The 18,666-nt window shown below is 58.1% G+C and carries 22 protein-coding genes and 1 tRNA gene; 21 read left to right on the forward strand and 2 right to left on the reverse strand.

The genetic code is table 11. The features are described 5' to 3' along the window. The first annotated feature begins 94 nt into the window (after positions 1 to 94). Positions 95 to 937, forward strand: coding sequence for a mechanosensitive ion channel family protein (locus P5706_RS06480; RefSeq protein WP_200433033.1), 843 nt, complete (start codon positions 95 to 97; stop codon positions 935 to 937). Positions 938 to 1,128: 191 nt separating this feature from the next. On the opposite strand, the gene P5706_RS06485 is transcribed toward P5706_RS06480, so the two are convergent. After that, on the reverse strand, positions 1,129 to 2,400 hold the full coding sequence (locus P5706_RS06485; RefSeq protein WP_200433032.1) for an OprD family porin: 1,272 nt from the start codon (positions 2,398 to 2,400) through the stop codon (positions 1,129 to 1,131). 741 nt (positions 2,401 to 3,141) lie between these two features. Here P5706_RS06485 and P5706_RS06490 point away from each other — a divergent pair. Together P5706_RS06490 and P5706_RS06495 are read left to right on the forward strand one after the other, a co-directional pair. Further along, positions 3,142 to 3,567 carry an HIT domain-containing protein gene (locus tag P5706_RS06490; protein WP_200433031.1) on the forward strand — a complete coding sequence of 142 codons (426 nt, stop codon included), beginning with the start codon at positions 3,142 to 3,144 and terminating at the stop codon, positions 3,565 to 3,567. A gap of 3 nt (positions 3,568 to 3,570) precedes the next feature. After that, positions 3,571 to 3,777 (forward strand): SlyX family protein, encoded by a 207-nt coding sequence (locus tag P5706_RS06495; RefSeq protein WP_017139805.1) that lies wholly within the window; start codon positions 3,571 to 3,573, stop codon positions 3,775 to 3,777. Positions 3,778 to 3,862: 85 nt separating this feature from the next. On the opposite strand, the gene P5706_RS06500 is transcribed toward P5706_RS06495, so the two are convergent. Further along, positions 3,863 to 4,465: a cold-shock protein gene (locus P5706_RS06500; protein ID WP_285678806.1), complete on the reverse strand. Its 603-nt coding sequence runs from the start codon at positions 4,463 to 4,465 to the stop codon at positions 3,863 to 3,865. A gap of 431 nt (positions 4,466 to 4,896) precedes the next feature. Between P5706_RS06500 and P5706_RS06505 the strand changes: the two genes are divergently transcribed. The 18 genes from P5706_RS06505 (at position 4,897) to P5706_RS06590 (ending at position 18,634) form a co-directional block, all read left to right on the forward strand. Next, complete coding sequence (locus tag P5706_RS06505; RefSeq protein WP_003193874.1) at positions 4,897 to 5,370, forward strand: Dps family protein; 474 nt, start codon at positions 4,897 to 4,899, stop codon at positions 5,368 to 5,370. Positions 5,371 to 5,551: 181 nt separating this feature from the next. Next, the gene (locus P5706_RS06510; protein ID WP_017139807.1) at positions 5,552 to 5,893 is read left to right on the forward strand and encodes a ribbon-helix-helix domain-containing protein; all 342 of its coding nucleotides are present in this window, start codon (positions 5,552 to 5,554) and stop codon (positions 5,891 to 5,893) included. A 168-nt stretch (positions 5,894 to 6,061) separates the two neighbouring features. Continuing rightward, positions 6,062 to 6,283, forward strand: a complete 222-nt coding sequence (locus P5706_RS06515) for an FmdB family zinc ribbon protein (RefSeq protein ID WP_017139808.1) — start codon at positions 6,062 to 6,064, stop codon at positions 6,281 to 6,283. Positions 6,284 to 6,390: 107 nt separating this feature from the next. After that, on the forward strand, positions 6,391 to 8,166 hold the full coding sequence (aspS, locus tag P5706_RS06520; RefSeq protein WP_017139809.1) for an aspartate--tRNA ligase: 1,776 nt from the start codon (positions 6,391 to 6,393) through the stop codon (positions 8,164 to 8,166). 136 nt (positions 8,167 to 8,302) lie between these two features. Continuing rightward, positions 8,303 to 9,049 carry a YebC/PmpR family DNA-binding transcriptional regulator gene (locus P5706_RS06525; RefSeq protein WP_017139810.1) on the forward strand — a complete coding sequence of 249 codons (747 nt, stop codon included), beginning with the start codon at positions 8,303 to 8,305 and terminating at the stop codon, positions 9,047 to 9,049. Positions 9,050 to 9,203: 154 nt separating this feature from the next. Beyond that, positions 9,204 to 9,728 (forward strand): crossover junction endodeoxyribonuclease RuvC, encoded by a 525-nt coding sequence (ruvC, locus tag P5706_RS06530; protein ID WP_285678809.1) that lies wholly within the window; start codon positions 9,204 to 9,206, stop codon positions 9,726 to 9,728. A gap of 67 nt (positions 9,729 to 9,795) precedes the next feature. Beyond that, positions 9,796 to 10,407 (forward strand): Holliday junction branch migration protein RuvA, encoded by a 612-nt coding sequence (gene ruvA, locus P5706_RS06535; protein WP_056858571.1) that lies wholly within the window; start codon positions 9,796 to 9,798, stop codon positions 10,405 to 10,407. Beyond that, complete coding sequence (gene ruvB, locus P5706_RS06540; RefSeq protein WP_017139814.1) at positions 10,408 to 11,466, forward strand: Holliday junction branch migration DNA helicase RuvB; 1,059 nt, start codon at positions 10,408 to 10,410, stop codon at positions 11,464 to 11,466. A gap of 139 nt (positions 11,467 to 11,605) precedes the next feature. After that, complete coding sequence (gene ybgC / locus P5706_RS06545; protein WP_015885610.1) at positions 11,606 to 12,061, forward strand: tol-pal system-associated acyl-CoA thioesterase; 456 nt, start codon at positions 11,606 to 11,608, stop codon at positions 12,059 to 12,061. A gap of 1 nt (position 12,062) precedes the next feature. Next, positions 12,063 to 12,758 (forward strand): protein TolQ, encoded by a 696-nt coding sequence (tolQ, locus tag P5706_RS06550; protein WP_003209819.1) that lies wholly within the window; start codon positions 12,063 to 12,065, stop codon positions 12,756 to 12,758. 23 nt (positions 12,759 to 12,781) lie between these two features. Beyond that, complete coding sequence (gene tolR / locus P5706_RS06555; protein ID WP_161630238.1) at positions 12,782 to 13,234, forward strand: protein TolR; 453 nt, start codon at positions 12,782 to 12,784, stop codon at positions 13,232 to 13,234. Further along, positions 13,234 to 14,307, forward strand: a complete 1,074-nt coding sequence (tolA, locus tag P5706_RS06560; RefSeq protein ID WP_017139816.1) for a cell envelope integrity protein TolA — start codon at positions 13,234 to 13,236, stop codon at positions 14,305 to 14,307. The genes tolR and tolA overlap by 1 nt, the downstream gene beginning before the upstream one ends. 17 nt (positions 14,308 to 14,324) lie before the next feature. After that, positions 14,325 to 15,605 (forward strand): Tol-Pal system beta propeller repeat protein TolB, encoded by a 1,281-nt coding sequence (gene tolB, locus P5706_RS06565; protein WP_032865998.1) that lies wholly within the window; start codon positions 14,325 to 14,327, stop codon positions 15,603 to 15,605. 55 nt (positions 15,606 to 15,660) lie between these two features. After that, on the forward strand, positions 15,661 to 16,161 hold the full coding sequence (gene pal, locus P5706_RS06570; RefSeq protein WP_003209827.1) for a peptidoglycan-associated lipoprotein Pal: 501 nt from the start codon (positions 15,661 to 15,663) through the stop codon (positions 16,159 to 16,161). A gap of 6 nt (positions 16,162 to 16,167) precedes the next feature. Next, on the forward strand, positions 16,168 to 17,004 hold the full coding sequence (ybgF, locus tag P5706_RS06575; protein ID WP_285678810.1) for a tol-pal system protein YbgF: 837 nt from the start codon (positions 16,168 to 16,170) through the stop codon (positions 17,002 to 17,004). A 164-nt stretch (positions 17,005 to 17,168) separates the two neighbouring features. Continuing rightward, positions 17,169 to 17,816 carry a 7-carboxy-7-deazaguanine synthase QueE gene (gene queE / locus P5706_RS06580; RefSeq protein ID WP_017139819.1) on the forward strand — a complete coding sequence of 216 codons (648 nt, stop codon included), beginning with the start codon at positions 17,169 to 17,171 and terminating at the stop codon, positions 17,814 to 17,816. Between the two features lies 1 nt (position 17,817). Then, a complete protein-coding gene (queC, locus tag P5706_RS06585) occupies positions 17,818 to 18,495 on the forward strand; it encodes a 7-cyano-7-deazaguanine synthase QueC (RefSeq protein ID WP_285678811.1) in 678 nt (225 codons plus the stop codon). A gap of 63 nt (positions 18,496 to 18,558) precedes the next feature. Next, positions 18,559 to 18,634 (forward strand) — tRNA-Lys (locus P5706_RS06590). The last annotated feature ends 32 nt before the right edge of the window (positions 18,635 to 18,666 follow it).

Below are 18,666 nucleotides of genomic sequence, written 5' to 3' on the forward strand. Positions count from 1 at the left end.
CCCAGAAACAGTGCCTACACTTGAGCCCTTCGGGGCTCATTTGCGTTTTAAGGCAGTCAATTAAGCCGCACATCCGCGCAACAGGAGAAGATAGATGGATTTAAACGCTGAAGTGGATCACCTGATCAAGACCTCTGAGTCTTGGCTCCCGATGATTATGGAATACGGCAGCCGGTTTTTGCTGGCCCTGGTCACGCTGGCCATCGGTTGGTGGCTGATCAACGTGTTGACCCACCGCGTGGGGCGTTTGCTGGCGCTGCGTAATGCCGACCTGGCGCTGCAACATTTCATCACTAACCTTGCCAACATCGCGCTCAAAGTCATGCTGGTGGTCAACGTGGCCTCGATGATCGGCGTGGCCACGACCTCGTTTGTGGCCGCGATTGGTGCCGCTACTCTGGCCATCGGCCTGGCATTGCAAGGCAGTCTGGCGAACTTCGCCGGTGGCGTACTGATCCTGTTGTTCCGTCCGTTTCGCATTGGTGACTGGATCGAAGCACAAGGCACTTCCGGTACCGTCGACAGCATCCAGATCTTCCACACCGTGCTGCGCACCGGCGACAACAAAACCGTGATCATCCCTAACGGTAGCCTGTCCAACGGTCTCATCACCAACACCAACCGTCAGCCGACCCGCAAAGTGGTGTTTGATGTGGGTGTCGACTACGAAGCCGATCTGCAGAAGGCCCGTGAAGTGCTGTTGGAGCTGGCAAAAGATCCACGTGTGCTGGCAGATCCTGCGGCAGTCGCAGTGGTGTCAACCTTGGGTGACAGTTCGATCACTGTGTCTTTGCGCTGCTGGACCAAAACGTCAGATTACTGGGACGTGGTGTTTATGCTCAATGAAATGGCGCGTGATCGTTTGAAAGGCGCGGGCATTGATATTCCGTTTCCACAGCGAGTTATTCGCGTGATGCAAGAACCGCTTGCCAAATAACTAAGCGACAGGCTGTCGAACTTGGCCAATAGGTCAGGTTCGACGCCTGAGGTAAGTTTAGTTACTTAGCTTGCTAGTTATTTTTGCATTGTAATAAAGCTGAAACAAAAAAGCCGCTCCCTTGCAAAACAGGGGAGCGGCTTTTTAATTAAGGCCCAGACCTTAAATCATCGTTGTAATTAAGTGGCTAATTACAAGATGTTCAGCGGGTATTGCGCGATCAGACGCAGTTCGTCGATCGACGCCGAACCGTAGTACACGCCATCAGACGAACGATAGGTCGCTTGACGAACGCGCAGGCTCAGGTCTTTTGCCGGGCCGCTCTGGATCACGTACTTGGCTTCGATGTCGCGTTCCCACTCTTTGCCGTTCGACGTGGTGGCGGTGTTGGCGCCGCTACCCGACACGTAACGTGTCATGAAGCTCAAGCCTGGCACGCCGAAAGTGGCCATGTTCAGGTCGTAGCGAGCTTGCCAGGATTTTTCGTCTTCAGCGTTGAAGTCGGAACGGGCAATGGAGTTGGCCAGGAAAATCGTGCCGCCGCCGTCTACGCCGTAGCCGTAGTCACCGTCACCGCTGACTTTCTGGTAGGCCAGGGTGAACGTGTGAGCCTGGATGGTGTACGCGCCTTGCAAGCTGTACGCACGGTTATCCAGTTTGGTGGTGTTGTCTTTTTCTGCGCGCTGCAGGCCAAGACCATCGCTTTTGGTGCTGTAGATGTTGAAGTCAACGGCCAGGGACTGTTCGTTGCTCAGCGCGTGAGTCCAGTTCAGGTTGGCGTAGGTTTTCTTCCAGTAGTCTTCAGTCTTCGCGTAGTAGAGGCTGGCGCTGACTTCCGGCGTCAGGGCGTAGACACCACCGATAAAGTCGGTTTTGGTCAGGCCCAGGCTGTCATGGAACGTCTGTGCTTGTGCCACGCTCGAGGTGAAGTGACCGCCTTCGAGTTTCAGGCCCTTGATCTCGTTGCTGGTGATCGAGATACCTTGCGGCAGCTCTGGCAGCAAGCGGCTGTCGTCGGAAGCGAACACCGGCGCGGTGGTGTACTGGTCGCCGACTTTAAGCACGGTGTCGGAGATACGGAACTTAACGGCGCCGCCGCCTTTGGAGTAGTCGTCTTGCGAGCGACCGTCGGCACCGGTAGGGAACAGGCCAGTGCCCGAGCGACCCTTGCCGCTGTCCAGTTTCACGCCCAGCAGGCCGATCACGTCAACACCGACACCGATGGTGCCTTGGGTGTAGCCCGATTGGAACAGGCCGTTGAAGCCCAGGCCGGTTTCGTTGACGCGGCTTTTGCCGGTGTCATTGTTACGGAAGTCGCGACCGAAGTTCAGGAGGCGAGTGTTGATGCTGAAAGTGCTGTCTTCAACAAAGCCCTTGGAATCGTCCTGGGCGGACGCCATTGCGAACTGCGAGGTGCCTGCTGATACAGCCAGGGCGATCATGCTCCACTTCATCACGCGCATCGTGATTTGCTCCTTTGGTTTTAGGAAGAGTACTGCCGTCCCACCTGTATTTTTATCTGGGCGGCTCTTTCTTTTTTGTGTCGGCGCAAAGTTATATCACGCAGACCCTATTGACGATACTGACTCATCTATCCTTTCAGCTTCTTTACGAGGCTGTCGTAAATTGCTATTTCCCTGTCGCAAATTCACAGCCTGAGTGTCACCAGGCTGACAACTAAAGTGCAGTATTCATCCCCCTTGCGAAGTTTGAACTCATCCTTGAAATGCACCTGAACGCTACTGTTTCTTATCGCGTAACACCTGTATCCAAACGGGTGCCGTTGCCGACGATACGGGTGTGAATGCAACAAGCGTGCACAAAGCGGTAACCGAATGTCATTTTTTCGTGAAAAACGTTACGGCCGTGTAAAAACCGCATAAGCACGGGCTTTTTACGTCGTTTGGTTTGGGCTTGACCCACCGTTGAAACACCCGTTGGGAGGTACAAAAATCCTGTGCCAGGGCAAAGCGTTACCGGTTCACCCCTTGAGTGGGTAATTGGCGGATCCCTTTGAGGCATGGGTGGGTCATTTTGGTGCATCCCGCTGAGGCCCGATTTAGCGTAGCTCAAATATTTGGCTGCCTCGAAAGGGTGCGTGCTTTTTTGCCCGGTTGCCTCAACGCTCCCGCATTCGCCGTGAAGCCGTGGGCATTCGAAGGTATGCTGGGCACCTGAAATTGACCTGCCGAACGGAGTGCCGCGTGTTCGCCTTAGACCAACGCCTGCAACAAGACACACTGGCCATTGGGGACTTCCCGCTCTGCCGCCTGCTGCTGTCCAACGACGCCAATTACCCTTGGTTCATTCTGGTGCCGCGCATCGACGGTATCAGCGAAGTGTTTCAACTGGATGTCGCCGATCAGCACCGCTTGTGGCAAGAGACGACCGCCCTGGCGCAGTTGCTCAATGAAGGGCTGGCGGCCGACAAAATGAATATCGGCGCATTGGGTAATGTGGTCAGCCAGTTGCACGTGCATGTGATTGTGCGCAAACGTCACGACGCGGCCTGGCCGGCACCGGTCTGGGGCAAACACCCGGCCCTGCCCTATACCGAAGAGCAAGTGGCGGCGATTCGCAGCCAATTGCGCGGGTTATTGCCTGCCGACTTCATCTTTACCCAGGACTGAATCATGGACCTGCAAGACCGCGTTACCGATCTGGAAAGCCGCCTGGCCTTCCAGGACGACACCATCGAGACCCTCAATGACATCCTGGTCACGCAGCAGCGTGCGGTGGAGCGCCTGCAAATGCAGATGACGGCGCTGCTCAAGCGCCAGGAAGAAATGGGCGGGCAATTCGAGACCTCCGAAGAAGAAGCGCCGCCGCCACATTATTAATCGGCCCTTCGTTAAACAGCCGCGCATAAAAAACCGCGATCCAGCTCAGCCGGATCGCGGTTTTTTTATGCGCTGCGGGTAGGAATCAGCGACGCGGCAAGGCCGCAATCACGTCTTCGGCTTGCAGGCCTTTGTCGCGGTTCATGACGGAGAACTCCACGCGCTGGCCTTCGACCAGTACGCGATGGCCTTCGCCACGGATGGCCCGGAAGTGGACGAAGATATCGTCGCCCGAGTCGCGGGAGATAAAGCCGAAGCCTTTAGAGGTGTTGAACCACTTGACGGTCCCGGTATCCCGGTTGGTCATGTCGTAGTTTTGCGACGCCGCGGCAGGCGACGAACGGTAGAAGCTGATGGCCAGGTGAAGAACGATGGCGACCACAGCAATCACCAGGCTGAGCAGGATGGCCGGGTGGCCGCCCACTTCAGGCATAGGTGCCAGGAGGGTGAGGGTTTGCACGACAACGGTCAGTACCAACAGCGCGCTGACCAGGTTTTGCAGTTGATGACGCGTGCCTTTGTTCCAGTAAGGGATTACCGGTGCGAGCGTCAGGTTAAGAAGGCCCAACAAGGCCAGGTACAGGGCGTCGTGTTGTTCCAGGTACGGCAGGCTTTCAGGTTGCAGACTCGGAATAAAGGACAGCAGCAACGCTGCAACGCCCGTCAGGAGGTGGACGATTTTCAACATTTTGATTAACTCACGTTAAGACGGATCACAAGGAAGAGCTGACTGGCACGGTTCGCTTCTGAACAATGGGAGGCGTTGGGCACGTGCGCGGGTATCAGCCTATGTGGTGCGCCGCAGAAATAAACGGCAACCACACGCCACCTATTTAACAGCAAAGGCTGTGCCTACTCAAATCAAGCATTTCGGGGTGTTGCCAGCGCCATGGCATTTCTGCGTCAAACGCTTGTCCTAGACACTGGCGGGCGTTGTGAGCGGTAATTTTAGCGTTTTCCGACTCGTCCAAAGGTTAGCCCGTTGCTGACGGGCGCAGCCGTGGAGAGGGGCGATATGTCGCACGCTGGCTGCCTGTGCCGGGCTGCACACCGCCCGCACTCTTGCTAGAGTGGTCTTGCACCTGATCAATGAATATTCATCAATTGAAGGGGAAAAACATGGCAATCGATATTGGTATCAGTGAAGAAGACCGTAAATCCATCGTCGATGGGCTTTCGCGGCTGCTCTCCGATACCTATGTACTGTATTTGAAAACCCACAACTTCCACTGGAACGTCACGGGCCCCATGTTTCGCACGCTGCACTTGATGTTCGAGGAGCAGTACAACGAACTCGCGCTGGCGGTGGACTCCATTGCCGAGCGTATCCGCGCCCTGGGCTTCCCGGCGCCGGGCGCCTATTCGATCTATGCGCGGCTGTCTTCGATCAAGGAAGAAGAGGGCGTGCCCAGCGCCGAAGAGATGATCAAGCAACTGGTGGCCGGCCAGGAAGCCGTCACCCGCACCGCGCGCGGTATTTTCCCGTTGCTCGACAAGGTCAGCGACGAGCCGACCGCCGACCTGTTGACCCAGCGCATGCAGGTTCACGAAAAAACCGCGTGGATGCTGCGTTCCTTGCTTGAAAACCAGTAAAAGCACCTCCTGAGTGGCGCCTCCCTGGCGCCGCTTGCTTGTTTCTCCGCACTTCCTGGCGTTGTCCTACAACTTTCCAATCCGCGTCTTCTGGCTGCCCCTCTCGCCCTGCTGTTTTATAGGCTCACTGCCCAATGGGAGAAACCCATGGGCTGCTGTTTGGCAATGGAGTGTCAGGTGTATGTCACGCGGAGTGGGTAATGGAGTGATGGAAACCGCTGGTTTTCACAAGATAAAGGTCGACCCCTTTGCCAAAGGGTTCGACATGGGACTGGCCAAGCCATTGTCCCGGTCGGTCAGGCTCAATGGGTTTTCCACCTGCCTGCGTCTGGAGCAGATCTATTGGAATATCCTTACGGAGATAGCCAGGATCAATGCCTGTTCAGTCAGCGCATTGCTGTCGTATGTCGATCGGGAAGTGCATTTGCGTTACGGGGGAGTGAAGAACTTCAGCGGGTTGGTGCGGGTCGTGTGCGTGGTCCACGTATTAAAAGATCGTGCCAGCGCCACGGGCCTGGATTAAACCGCCGGTTATGAAGCAGGCCCGCCGTCAAGGCGGGCCTGGCTTGGGTCAGAATGCCGGCTGCGCTGTGTCGATTTACCAGATATAATCCCGCGCTTTGCTGCGCGTCCCTGGCTTATCCACAGGGTGGGCGTGGTGCAGTTACGATCTGATCGCCGAGACATCTCCATGCCCATGTACGACTATCAATGTGCTTCCTGTGGTCATCAGTTGGAAGCCATTCAGAAGATCAGCGCCGCGCCGCTGGTCGATTGCCCAGCCTGCCAGGCACCTGAGCTGAAGAAGATGTTGTCCATGCCGGGCTTCCGCCTGAGCGGTGGCGGCTGGTATGAGACCGACTTCAAGACCGGCGCCAAGAAGAATCTGGCGGGCGGCGACAAAGCAGACTGAGTTGAACTCTACGCGCAGGCTCCTGCATTATCCGTCCCCTGCTTAACTGTACGGTGACGAGGCGAGCCTCCACCGAATTTCGAATTACGAGAAGTGAAACCACTACCATGATGCGCAGCCACTATTGCGGCCAACTGAACGAGACCCTGGATGGTCAGGAAATCACCCTTTGCGGATGGGTTCACCGTCGCCGCGACCACGGCGGGGTGATTTTCCTCGATATCCGTGATCGTGATGGTCTGGCCCAAGTGGTGTTCGACCCGGACCGCGCCGAGAGCTTCGCCGCCGCCGACCGCGTGCGCAGCGAATACGTCGTTAAAATCACCGGCAAGGTGCGCCTGCGCCCGGCCGGTGCTGTAAACGCCAACATGGCCTCCGGCGCCATCGAAGTGCTGGGTTATGAGCTGGAAGTGCTGAACGAGTCGGAAACCCCGCCGTTCCCACTCAACGAATACTCCGACGTGGGCGAAGAAACCCGCCTGCGCTACCGCTTCCTGGACCTGCGTCGTCCGGAAATGGCCGAGAAGCTGCGCCTGCGTTCGCGCATGACCACCAGCATCCGCCGCTTCCTCGACGAAAACGGCTTCCTTGACGTCGAAACGCCGATCCTGACCCGGGCCACCCCGGAAGGCGCGCGTGACTACCTGGTACCAAGCCGCACCCACGCCGGCTCCTTCTTCGCCCTGCCGCAATCGCCACAGCTGTTCAAGCAACTGCTGATGGTCGCCGGCTTCGACCGTTACTACCAGATCGCCAAGTGCTTCCGTGATGAAGACCTGCGCGCTGACCGCCAGCCTGAATTCACCCAGATCGACATCGAGACCAGCTTCCTCGATGAAAAAGAGATCATGGGCCTGACCGAGCAAATGATCCGCAACCTGTTCAAGGAAGTGCTGGACCTGGAATTCGGCGAATTCCCGCACATGACCTTCGAAGAAGCCATGCGCCGCTACGGTTCCGACAAGCCAGACCTGCGCAACCCGCTGGAACTGGTGGACGTGGCCGACCAGCTCAAGGAAGTCGACTTCAAGGTGTTCAGCGGCCCGGCCAACGACCCTAAATGCCGTATCGCCGCCCTGCGCGTGCCTGGCGGCGCGAGCATGCCGCGCAAGCAGATCGACGACTACACCAAGTTCGTCGGCATCTACGGTGCCAAAGGCCTGGCGTATATCAAGGTCAACGAGCGTGCCAATGGCGTTGACGGCCTGCAATCGCCGATCGTCAAAAACATTCCGTTGGACAACCTGAACGCGATCCTGGACCGCGTCGGTGCAGTCGATGGCGACATCGTGTTCTTCGGTGCCGACAAGGCCAAGATCGTCAGCGAGGCCTTGGGCGCGCTGCGCATCAAGCTCGGTCACGACCTCGACCTGCTGACCTGCAAGTGGGCGCCGATGTGGGTCGTCGACTTCCCGATGTTCGAAGAAAACGAAGACGGCAGCTTCAGCGCCTTGCACCACCCGTTCACCGCGCCGAAGTGCTCGCCTGAAGAGTTGGAAGCCAACCCGGCCGGCGCTCTGTCGCGCGCCTACGACATGGTGCTCAACGGCACCGAGCTGGGTGGCGGTTCGATCCGTATCCACCGCAAAGAGATGCAACAAGCGGTGTTCCGCCTGTTGGGCATCAACGAAGCGGAACAGGAAGAGAAGTTCGGCTTCCTGCTCGACGCCCTGAAGTACGGCGCACCGCCGCACGGTGGCTTGGCGTTCGGCCTGGACCGTCTGGTAATGCTGATGACCGGCGCCCAGTCGATCCGTGAAGTGATCGCCTTCCCGAAAACCCAGAGTGCTGCGGACGTCATGACCCAGGCTCCGGGCGTAGTGGATGCCAAGGCGTTGCGCGAACTGCACATCCGTCTGCGCGAGGCGCCGAAGGCTGAGTAAGGCTGCGGCGTGAAAGCGCAATAAGGTTTTACGCAGTCAAAAAGGCGCATCTTCGGATGCGCCTTTGCGTTTAAAAGAGGGAACTCCTGCCTGGGGCGGGATTGATAAGGTTTCTAGAGAATTTCGGAGTTGTGTTATGGCTGGCCATTCCAAGTGGGCGAACATCAAGCACCGCAAAGAGCGTCAGGATGCCAAAAAAGGCAAGATCTTCACCAAGTGGATTCGCGAACTGACCGTCGCCGCCCGCCAAGGCGGTGGTGACCCAGGTTCCAACCCGCGTCTGCGCCTGGCGCTGGACAAGGCCTTGGGCGCCAACATGAGCCGCGACATCATTGATCGCGCCGTGGCCCGTGGTGCCGGCGCTGCCGATACCGACGACATGGTCGAGCTGAGCTACGAAGGCTACGGCCCAGGCGGCGTGGCCGTGATGGTCGAGTGCATGACCGACAACCGCAACCGCACGGCGGCCGCTGTGCGCCATGCCTTCAGCAAATGTGGCGGCAACCTGGGCACCGATGGTTCGGTGGCTTATCTGTTCGAGCGCAAGGGGCAGATCACTTTTGCGCCTGGCACCGACGAAGACGCCTTGATGGAAGCCGCGATGGAGGCGGACGCCGACGACGTGGTGACCAACGAAGACGGTTCCATCGACGTGTTCACCTCGTTTGCCGGCTTCTATGCGGTGCGTAACGCGCTGGAAGCCGCTGGTTTCAAAGGCACCGACGCGGAAATCGTGATGCTGCCGACCACCAGTGCCGAGCTGGACCTGGACGGCGCGCAGAAAGTGCTGAAGATGCTGGACATGCTCGAAGACCTGGATGATGTGCAGAACGTTTACTCGAATGCCGACATCCCGGAATCCGTAGCCGAGCAACTCACCTGAGCACAATGAAAATCCCCTGTGGGAGCTGGCTTGCCTGCGCTAGCATCACCTCGGTTGTGCACAAGTACCGAGGTGTCTGCATCGCAGGCAAGCCAGCTCCCACATTTGATTATTGTTGGCCGCAAGAATTGTGTTTACCCAACCCGCAGGCGTTATGACTTTAATCCTTGGTATCGACCCCGGTTCGCGCATCACCGGTTTTGGCGTGGTGCAACACACCCCGCGTGGCTGCATCTACGTCGCCTCGGGCTGCATCCGTACCGGCGCGGGCGAGTTGGCCGGGCGCCTGCAGATTGTGTATCGCGGCGTGCGTGAAGTGATCCAGACCTACGGGCCGGTCACCATGGGCATCGAAAAAGTCTTCATGGCCAAAAACGCCGATTCTGCATTAAAGCTCGGCCAGGCGCGTGGCGCTGCTATTGTGGCCGGTGCGGAGGAGGGCATGGAAATCGCCGAATACACCGCGACCCAGGTCAAACAGGCCGTGGTCGGCACCGGGGCGGCAAATAAAGAGCAGGTGCAGATGATGGTCATGCATATGCTCAAGCTCACCGCAAAGCCGCAAATCGACGCCTCCGACGCCCTGGCCATTGCCATTTGCCATGCGCATACGCGTTCCAGCCTCTTGCCGCATGGCTTGGGCACCGCACGCAGTCGTGGCGGGCGGCTGCGTCTCTGATAGCATCAGCGCAATCGTTATTTCCGGTCAGGCCGTGTTCTGACCCCAAGCTTTAAGGATCTGAACCGTGATTGGACGCTTGCGCGGCACCCTGGCTGAAAAACAGCCGCCGCACCTGATTCTGGATGTAAATGGGTTGGGGTATGAGCTGGAAGTGCCCATGACCACCCTGTATCGCCTGCCATCGATTGGCGAGCCGATCACCCTGCACACCCATTTGGTGGTGCGCGAAGATGCGCAATTGCTCTATGGTTTCATTGGCAAGCGCGACCGCGACTTCTTCCGTGAGCTGATTCGCCTCAATGGCGTGGGCCCTAAGCTGGCGCTGGCGTTGATGTCGAGCCTGGAAGTGGACGAGCTGGTACGCGCAGTTTCGGCCCAGGACACGTCAGCGTTGACCAAGGTGCCCGGTGTCGGCAAAAAAACCGCCGAGCGCCTGCTGGTCGAACTCAAGGACCGTTTCAAGGCCTGGGAAGTGGTGCCGAACATGTTTGCCCTGGTACCGAACCAGCCGGACATGCCGGCCGGCCAGGTCGCCAGTGCCGAAAGCGATGCCGTCAGCGCGCTGATTTCCCTGGGCTACAAACCCCAGGAGGCGAGCAAAGCCGTATCGGCCATCAAGGACAAGAACCTGAGCAGCGAAGACATGATCCGCCGAGCCCTGAAGGGAATGATTTAAGTGATTGAAGCTGATCGTCTGATCGCGGCCACCGGCCCGCGCGACCGAGAAGAAGTCCAGGACCGCGCCATCCGCCCCGTCAGCCTTGCCGACTATATCGGTCAGCCGACCGTGCGCGAGCAGATGGAGTTGTTTATCCAGGCGGCGCGCGGGCGCAACGAGTCCCTCGACCATACGCTGATCTTCGGCCCGCCGGGCCTGGGCAAGACCACCCTGGCGATGATCATCGCCCAGGAGATGGGCGTGTCGATCAAGTCCACCTCCGGGCCGGTACTGGAGCGTCCGGGCGACCTGGCCGCGCTGCTGACCAACCTTGAGCCGCACGATGTGCTGTTTATCGACGAGATTCACCGGCTATCGCCGATCGTCGAGGAAGTATTGTACCCGGCCATGGAAGACTTTCAGCTCGACATCATGATCGGCGAAGGCCCGGCGGCTCGCTCTATCAAGCTCGACCTGCCGCCGTTCACGCTGGTCGGCGCCACCACGCGCGCCGGGATGTTGACCAACCCGCTGCGAGACCGTTTCGGCATTGTTCAACGTCTAGAGTTCTATAGCACGGCGGATCTTGCGACGATTGTCAGCCGTTCGGCGGGCATTCTGGGGTTGCCGCTGGACCCGGAAGGTGCGTTCGAAATCGCCCGCCGCGCCCGTGGCACGCCGCGTATCGCCAACCGCTTGCTGCGTCGTGTGCGCGATTTTGCCGAGGTGCGGGCGAAGGGGCATATCACCAAGGCCGTGGCGGATTTGGCCTTGAACCTGCTGGATGTGGATGAGCATGGCTTCGACCACCAGGATCGACGTCTACTCTTGACCATGATCGAGAAGTTCGACGGTGGCCCGGTCGGTGTGGACAGCCTGGCCGCGGCGATCAGTGAGGAGCGCCATACCATTGAGGATGTGCTGGAGCCGTACCTGATCCAACAAGGTTACATCATGCGTACGCCAAGGGGCCGCGTGGTCACGCGCCACGCGTATTTGCACTTCGGGTTAAACATTCCGTCACGATTGGGCGAGATGCCTGTAGTAGACGAATTCCTCGATGCAGTGGACGATTAATAACTCCACGCCAGACGATTTATCTGAAGTTTGTGCTGTCCTAGTGGCTGGTGTCGTCATTCAGTCGTTAGAAATGCTGAATAGAATGCAAAAACAGTTGCCCAGCCGGATTGGCAACCTGAGGAGTAAGCACTAGAGTATGCGCGCGCAAAACGGGGATCAGTCGTTCGCACATCGCTGTCGCGTTTATTACGAGGACACCGATGCCGGCGGCATCGTTTATTACGTCAACTACCTCAAGTTCATGGAGCGGGCTCGAACCGAGCGGCTACGGGAGCTGGGCTTTGCCCAATCCCAGCTGGCAGGGGAGGACCTGTTATTCGTCGTGCATTCCAGCGAGGCGCGCTACCACGCACCGGCGCGACTGGACGACGAATTGCTGGTCAGCGCTGAAGTTATCGAATTGAACCGTGTCAGCCTGCGCTTTAAACAGCAGGTCAGGCGGGCAACGGATGCAACGCTGCTCTGTGAGGGGCAGTTCCTGGTGGCCTGTGTGCGCACCAATAGTTTGAAACCCCGGGCCATTCCCGAAGCTCTACGTGCGGCCTTTGCCGACGTAAGCGGCGCGGGTAAACAATCAAAGCAGGAGATTTAGCGTGGAACCTACCGTCGTCGACCATTCCTCCATGTGGAGCCTGGTCAGCAATGCCAGTGTCGTGGTTCAACTGGTGATGCTGGTCCTGGTAGCCGCATCGGTTACCTCTTGGGTCATGATTTTTCAGCGCAGCAACCTGCTGCGTGCCGGTCGACGTGCCCTGGAGAGCTTCGAAGAGCGCTTCTGGTCGGGTATCGACCTGTCCAAGCTGTACCGTCAGGCTGGTAGCAACCCGGACCCGGATTCGGGCGTTGAGCAGATCTTCCGCGCCGGTTTCAAGGAGTTCTCGCGCCTGCGCCAGCAACCGGGCGTTGACCCGGAAGCGGTCATGGAAGGTGTGGCCCGTGCCATGCGCGTTGCCATCTCACGCGAAGAAGAAAAGCTCGAGCAAAGCTTGCCGTTCCTCGCCACTGTAGGCTCCGTGAGCCCGTACATCGGCCTGTTCGGTACCGTGTGGGGCATCATGAACTCCTTCCGTGGCCTGGCCCAGGCGCAACAAGCGACCCTGGCCACCGTGGCCCCGGGTATCGCTGAGGCCTTGATCGCCACTGCGATCGGCCTGTTTGCCGCTATTCCCGCAGTAATTGCCTACAACCGTTTTGCCGCTCGTGGCGAAACCTTGATCAGCCGTTACTACACCTTCGCCGATGAATTCCAGGCGATCCTGCACCGTAAAGTGCACACCAGCGAAGAATAAGCAGGTAATTTCCAATGGCTTTAATCGCTCGAGCTCGCAAAAAGCGCAAGCCGGTCGCCGAGATGAACGTAGTGCCTTACATCGACGTGATGCTGGTGCTGCTGGTTATCTTCATGGTGACCGCGCCGATGCTCAATCAGGGCGTGAAGGTTGATCTGCCCAAGGTTTCCAGCGAAGCCTTGCCGCAAGACAACAACACTCAGGTCCTGACCATTTCGATCAAGGCTGACAAGACCTATTACTGGAACCTTGGCAGCGAAGTCGACACCCAGAAACAGCAGGACAAGGCCATGACCTTGCCGCAGATGACGGACGCCGTGACCAAGATCATCCGATCCGGCAACGAAGGCGGCAAGCACACGCAGGTGTTCATTCGCGGCGACAAAGTGGTCGACTATGGCTCCGTCATGGGCGCCATGGGCGGGCTGCAGAAGGCCGGCGTGGGTAACGTTGGCTTGATTACCGAGGCGCCCTGATGCAGCAACAGCGAGAGCCGTCCGCCTCGGAAAGCTACTTCTGGCCTAGCGTCTGGGCAATTGCCCTGCACGTCCTGGTGTTTGGCATGCTGTTTGTCAGCTTTGCCATGACCCCGGACCTGCCGCCAGCCAAGCCGATCGTGCAGGCGACCCTGTATCAGCTGAAATCGAAAAGTCAGGCCACCACCCAGACCAATCAGAAGATTGCGGGTGAGGCCCAGAAGTCGGCTGCGCGCCAGACTGAAGTCGAGCAGATGGAACAGAAGAAGGTCGAGCAGGAAGCGGTGAAGGCTGCTGCGGAACAAAAGAAAGAAGAGGCGGCTCAAAAGGCCGAGGAATCGAAAAAGGCTGACGAAGCCAAGAAAGCTGACGAGGCCAAAAAGGCTGATGAAGCCAAGAAAGCCGATAAAGCTGCCGAAGCTAAAAAGGCTGAAGAGAAACAATTGGCTGATATAGCCAAGAAGAAATCTGAAGAAGAAGCCAAAAAAGCTGCCGAAGAAGAGGCCAAGAAAAAGGCCGCTGAAGACGCCAAGAAGAAGATAGTCGAAGACGCGAAGAAGAAAGCCGCCGAAGACGCCAAGAAAAAAGCTGAAGCAGACGAGGCGAAGAAGAAAGTCGCCGACGACGCGAAGAAGAAAGCTGCCGCCGACGCCAGCAAGAAAAAGGCCCAGGAAGCAGCGCGTAAATCCGCCGAAGAGAAAAAGGCCCAGGCCTTGGCAGATTTGCTTTCCGACACGCCGCAGCGTCAGCAAGCCTTGGCCGATGAGCGTGGCGATGAAGTCGCGGGCAGTTTCGACGACCTGATTCGGGCACGGGCAGCGGAAGGTTGGACACGTCCACCTTCGGCACGCAAAGGCATGACAGTAGTGCTGCAGATCGGCATGTTGCCGGACGGTACGGTGACTTCGGTCAGCGTGTCCAAGTCCAGTGGTGACGGTTCGTTCGACAGTTCGGCGGTTGCCGCGGTCAAGAATATTGGCCGGTTGACCGAGATGCAGGGAATGAAACCAAGCGACTTCGCTCCCTATCGTTCATTCAAGATGACATTCACACCTGAGGATCTAGCCTTGTGAGAAACCTTCTTCGAGGAATGCTTGTCGTTATTTGCTGTATGGCAGGGATAGCGGCGGCGGATGAAAAGAACATCCTGGTCACCAGCGGTAGCGATCGGGCCACCCCGATCGCAGTAGTACCGTTTGGTTGGCAGGGCGGCAGCGTGCTGCCGGACGACATGGCCCAGATCGTCAGCGACGACCTGCGCAACTCCGGCTACTACGCGCCGATTCCAAAAGGCAACATGATCAGCCAGCCGACCCAGGCCAGCGAAGTCATCTTCCGTGACTGGAAAGCCGTAGGCGCCCAGTACCTGATGGTCGGCAGCATCACGCCGGCCGGCGGTCGCCTGCAAATCCAGTACACGTTGTTCAACGTGGCCACCGAGCAGCAGGTCTTGACCGGCAGCGTATCGGGCACCGCCGAACAACTGCGGGACATGGCGCACTACATCTCGGACCAGTCGTTTGAAAAACTCACCGGTATCAAGGGTGCGTTCTCGACACGTCTGCTTTATGTAACGGCTGAGCGTTTCTCCGTAGACAACACGCGTTACACCCTGCAGCGTTCGGACTACGACGGTGCTCGCGCCGTGACCTTGCTGCAATCGCGTGAGCCAATCCTGTCGCCGCGCTTTGCGCCGGACGGCAAGCGTATTGCCTATGTGTCGTTCGAACAGCGCCGCCCGCGCATCTTCGTGCAGCACATCGACACCGGTCGTCGTGAGCAGATCACCAACTTTGAAGGCCTCAACGGTGCGCCTGCGTGGTCGCCGGATGGTTCGCGCCTGGCGTTCGTGCTGTCCAAGGACGGCAACCCGGACATCTACGTGATGAACATGGCTTCGCGCCAGATCAGCCGTGTAACCAGTGGCCCGGGTATCAACACCGAACCGTTCTGGGGTAAGGATGGTTCGACCATCTACTTCACCTCCGATCGCGGCGGTAAGCCTCAAATCTATAAAACAAGCGTAGGTGGCGGTGGCGCAGAACGCGTGACCTTTATTGGTAACTACAATGCCAACCCTAAGCTTTCGGCCGATGAAAAGACGTTGGTAATGATTCACCGTCAGGATGGTTTCACTAATTTCCGGGTTGCGGCCCAGGATTTGCAGCGTGGAACGGTAAAAATCCTCACAGATACCAACCTTGATGAGTCAGCCACTGTTGCGCCCAACGGCACCATGGTAATCTACGCCACCCGCCAGCAGGGCCGGGGAGTCTTGATGCTCGTGTCCATTAATGGACGCGTAAGGCTCCCGCTTCCTACCGCACAAGGCGAAGTCAGAGAACCATCCTGGTCCCCTTACCTGAACTGACGCGGCGCTACAAAAAGAATTGCTTAACACACTGGGGTTCATTAGGAGTTTCACGATGGAAATGCTGAAGTTTGGTAAGTTTGCTGCTCTGGCTCTGGCTCTGTCCGTAGCCGTTGGTTGCTCGTCTAAAGGCGGCGACAATGCCGGTGAAGGCGCAGCTGTTGATCCAAACGCTGGTTACGGCGCTAACACTGGTGCAGTTGACGGCTCCCTGAGCGAAGAAGCTGCTCTGCGCGCTATCACCACTTTCTACTTCGAATACGACAGTTCGGACCTGAAGCCAGAAGCCATGCGCGCTCTGGACGTTCACGCGAAGGACCTGAAAGCTAACGGCGCTCGCGTTGTTCTGGAAGGTAACACTGACGAACGTGGTACTCGCGAGTACAACATGGCACTGGGCGAGCGTCGTGCGAAAGCCGTTCAGCGCTACCTGGTACTGCAAGGTGTTGCTCCAGGCCAACTGGAACTGGTTTCCTACGGTAAAGAGCGTCCAGTTGCTACTGGCCACGACGAGCAGTCCTGGGCTCAAAACCGTCGCGTCGAACTGCGTAAGTAATTCGTCATGCGAACGTGCCGTCGTGCTCTAACTGTATTGGCTCTCAGCCTCGCACCGCTTGCGGTGTGGGCTGCGGTTCCTGTGGAAGATAGCAACTCTGGCTATAACAATAGCGGGAGCAGTTATCCGCCAGCGGGTTATGGCACGAACGGCGCCTATGCTGGGGGGCCGGCAACTGCCGCTCCCTCGGCACAGGGCGAACTGTTCAACCAGCTGCAACGTATGCAGGATCAATTGTCGCAGCAACAAGGCACCATTGAGATCTTGCAGAACCAAGTGAACCAGCTGAAGCAAGAAGGCCTGGAGCGTTACCAGGATCTTGATCGACGTATTGGAGCCGGCGTAACACCTGCCGCAACTCCTGATAATTCTTCTGCCGGTGGTGCGCCAAGCGCCGCCGCCGGTGGTGCAGCAGCAGGCGCAGCGGTGGCTAGCCAAGCGCCTGCCGCCAGCAGCGAACCGGGTGATCCGGCCAAGGAAAAGCTGTATTACGATGCAGCTTTCGACCTGATCAAAGCCAAGGACTTCGATAAGGCCAGCCAGGCCTTTACCGCATTCCTGCGCAAATACCCTAACAGCCAATACGCGGGCAATGCCCAGTACTGGCTGGGTGAGGTGAACCTGGCAAAGGGTGATTTGCAAGCGGCAGGCCAGGCCTTTGCCAAGGTCAGTCAGCTCTACCCAAAGCATGCCAAGGTGCCTGACTCGCTGTATAAACTGGCTGATGTAGAGCGCCGCCTGGGTCACACCGACAAGGTCAAAGGCATTCTGCAACAGGTGGTTGCCCAATATCCGGGTACCTCCGCAGCCCAGCTGGCCCAACGGGATCTGCAGCGCTTGTAAGCGATGCCCCCCGTTTAGAAGAAACCCGCGCCTGGCGCGGGTTTTTTCGTTAGAATCCACGCCCTTTTATGAAACACGCTTTTTGGGGCCTACGCGTTGGCGGGGTTCCTTGAAGTGCCTGACGGAGGCGGACAGCCTGTTTAGCTGTTACGCCCGTGGCGACTATGCAAGACACATTACGTATTACCGAAGTTTTTTACTCGTTACAGGGTGAAACGCGCACCGCTGGCCTGCCTACCGTATTTGTGCGGCTGACCGGCTGCCCGTTGCGTTGCCAATACTGTGACAGCGCCTACGCCTTCAGCGGCGGTACCGTGCGCACCCTCGACGACATCATCGAACAGGTTGCCGGCTTCAAGCCGCGCTACGTCTGTGTGACCGGTGGTGAGCCCCTGGCCCAGCCCAATGCCATTCCGCTGCTCAAGCGGCTGTGTGACGCCGGTTACGAGGTGTCACTGGAAACCAGCGGCGCCCTGGACATCTCCGCGGTCGACGCGCGGGTGAGCCGGGTGGTCGACCTCAAGACCCCAGGTTCCAAGGAAGCGCACCGCAACCTCTACGACAACATGGACTTGCTGACGGCCAACGATCAGGTCAAGTTCGTGATCTGTTCGCGGGATGACTATGATTGGGCGGCCTCCAAGCTGATCCAGTACAACCTCGACCGCCGCGCCGGCGAAGTGCTGTTCTCGCCGAGCCACCATGACCTCAATGCCCGCGACCTGGCCGATTGGGTGGTGGCGGACAACCTGCCGGTGCGCCTGCAATTGCAGTTGCACAAATACCTGTGGAACGACGAGCCGGGGCGCTGACATGACCGAGCAAAAGCGTGCGGTCATCCTGCTCTCTGGCGGTCTCGATTCCGCCACGCTGGTGGCCATGGTCCGTGCCCAAGGCTACAGCTGTTACACCCTGAGCTTCGACTACGGCCAACGCCACCGCGCCGAGCTGAATGCCGCCGAGCGTGTCGCCCGTGAGCTGGGCGTGGTCGAGCACAAGGTGATCGGCCTCAACCTCAATGGCATCGGCGGCTCGGCCCTGACTGACAGCAGTATCGATGTGCCCGAGGCACCCAGCGCAGGCATTCCGTTGACCTACGTGCCGGCGCGCAACACCGTATTCCTGTCCCTCGCGCTTGGCTGGGCCGAAGTATTGAAAGCCCGCGACATCTTCATCGGTGTTAATGCCCTCGACTACAACGGCTACCCGGACTGCCGTCCGGAGTACGTTGAGGCATTTGAGCGTATGGCCAACCTGGCAACCAAGGCCGGTGTAGAAGGGCAGGGCTTTAGCATTCAGGCGCCGCTGCAGAACATGAGCAAGGCAGACATCGTGAAGGCTGGCGTAGGACTTGGCGTCGATTACGCGCTGACTGTTTCCTGCTACCAGGCAGACTATTCCGGCCGCGCCTGTGGGAAATGTGACGCTTGCAGACTGCGAGCAGAAGGCTTCAAAAACGCCGCAATTGCGGACCCAACGCGTTATTTCTGATTTATTTAAAATAAGGTGTTGAATAATCCTTAGAAATCAGTATTATACGCGCCACCACACAGCGGGTCGTTAGCTCAGTTGGTAGAGCAGTTGGCTTTTAACCAATTGGTCGTAGGTTCGAATCCCACACGACCCACCATTTTTGGCGGTTTAGAAAATCCGGAAGGCCCA

It is taken from the genome of Pseudomonas sp. ChxA, from assembly GCF_030263855.1.
Lineage (GTDB): Bacteria > Pseudomonadota > Gammaproteobacteria > Pseudomonadales > Pseudomonadaceae > Aquipseudomonas > Aquipseudomonas fluorescens_CB.

Coding starts and splice junctions, on each gene's coding strand:
- P5706_RS06495 (WP_017139805.1), top strand. CDS start 3,571: ATGGACCTGCAAGACCGCGTTACCGATCTGGAAAGCCGCCTGGCCTTC.
- ybgF (WP_285678810.1), top strand. CDS start 16,168: ATGCGAACGTGCCGTCGTGCTCTAACTGTATTGGCTCTCAGCCTCGCA.
- P5706_RS06480 (WP_200433033.1), top strand. CDS start 95: ATGGATTTAAACGCTGAAGTGGATCACCTGATCAAGACCTCTGAGTCT.
- ybgC (WP_015885610.1), top strand. CDS start 11,606: ATGCGCGCGCAAAACGGGGATCAGTCGTTCGCACATCGCTGTCGCGTT.
- P5706_RS06485 (WP_200433032.1), bottom strand. CDS start 2,400: ATGCGCGTGATGAAGTGGAGCATGATCGCCCTGGCTGTATCAGCAGGC.
- tolB (WP_032865998.1), top strand. CDS start 14,325: ATGCTTGTCGTTATTTGCTGTATGGCAGGGATAGCGGCGGCGGATGAA.
- queC (WP_285678811.1), top strand. CDS start 17,818: ATGACCGAGCAAAAGCGTGCGGTCATCCTGCTCTCTGGCGGTCTCGAT.
- P5706_RS06510 (WP_017139807.1), top strand. CDS start 5,552: ATGTCACGCGGAGTGGGTAATGGAGTGATGGAAACCGCTGGTTTTCAC.
- aspS (WP_017139809.1), top strand. CDS start 6,391: ATGATGCGCAGCCACTATTGCGGCCAACTGAACGAGACCCTGGATGGT.
- ruvC (WP_285678809.1), top strand. CDS start 9,204: ATGACTTTAATCCTTGGTATCGACCCCGGTTCGCGCATCACCGGTTTT.
- pal (WP_003209827.1), top strand. CDS start 15,661: ATGGAAATGCTGAAGTTTGGTAAGTTTGCTGCTCTGGCTCTGGCTCTG.
- queE (WP_017139819.1), top strand. CDS start 17,169: ATGCAAGACACATTACGTATTACCGAAGTTTTTTACTCGTTACAGGGT.
- P5706_RS06505 (WP_003193874.1), top strand. CDS start 4,897: ATGGCAATCGATATTGGTATCAGTGAAGAAGACCGTAAATCCATCGTC.
- P5706_RS06525 (WP_017139810.1), top strand. CDS start 8,303: ATGGCTGGCCATTCCAAGTGGGCGAACATCAAGCACCGCAAAGAGCGT.
- P5706_RS06515 (WP_017139808.1), top strand. CDS start 6,062: ATGCCCATGTACGACTATCAATGTGCTTCCTGTGGTCATCAGTTGGAA.
- tolA (WP_017139816.1), top strand. CDS start 13,234: ATGCAGCAACAGCGAGAGCCGTCCGCCTCGGAAAGCTACTTCTGGCCT.
- P5706_RS06500 (WP_285678806.1), bottom strand. CDS start 4,465: ATGTTGAAAATCGTCCACCTCCTGACGGGCGTTGCAGCGTTGCTGCTG.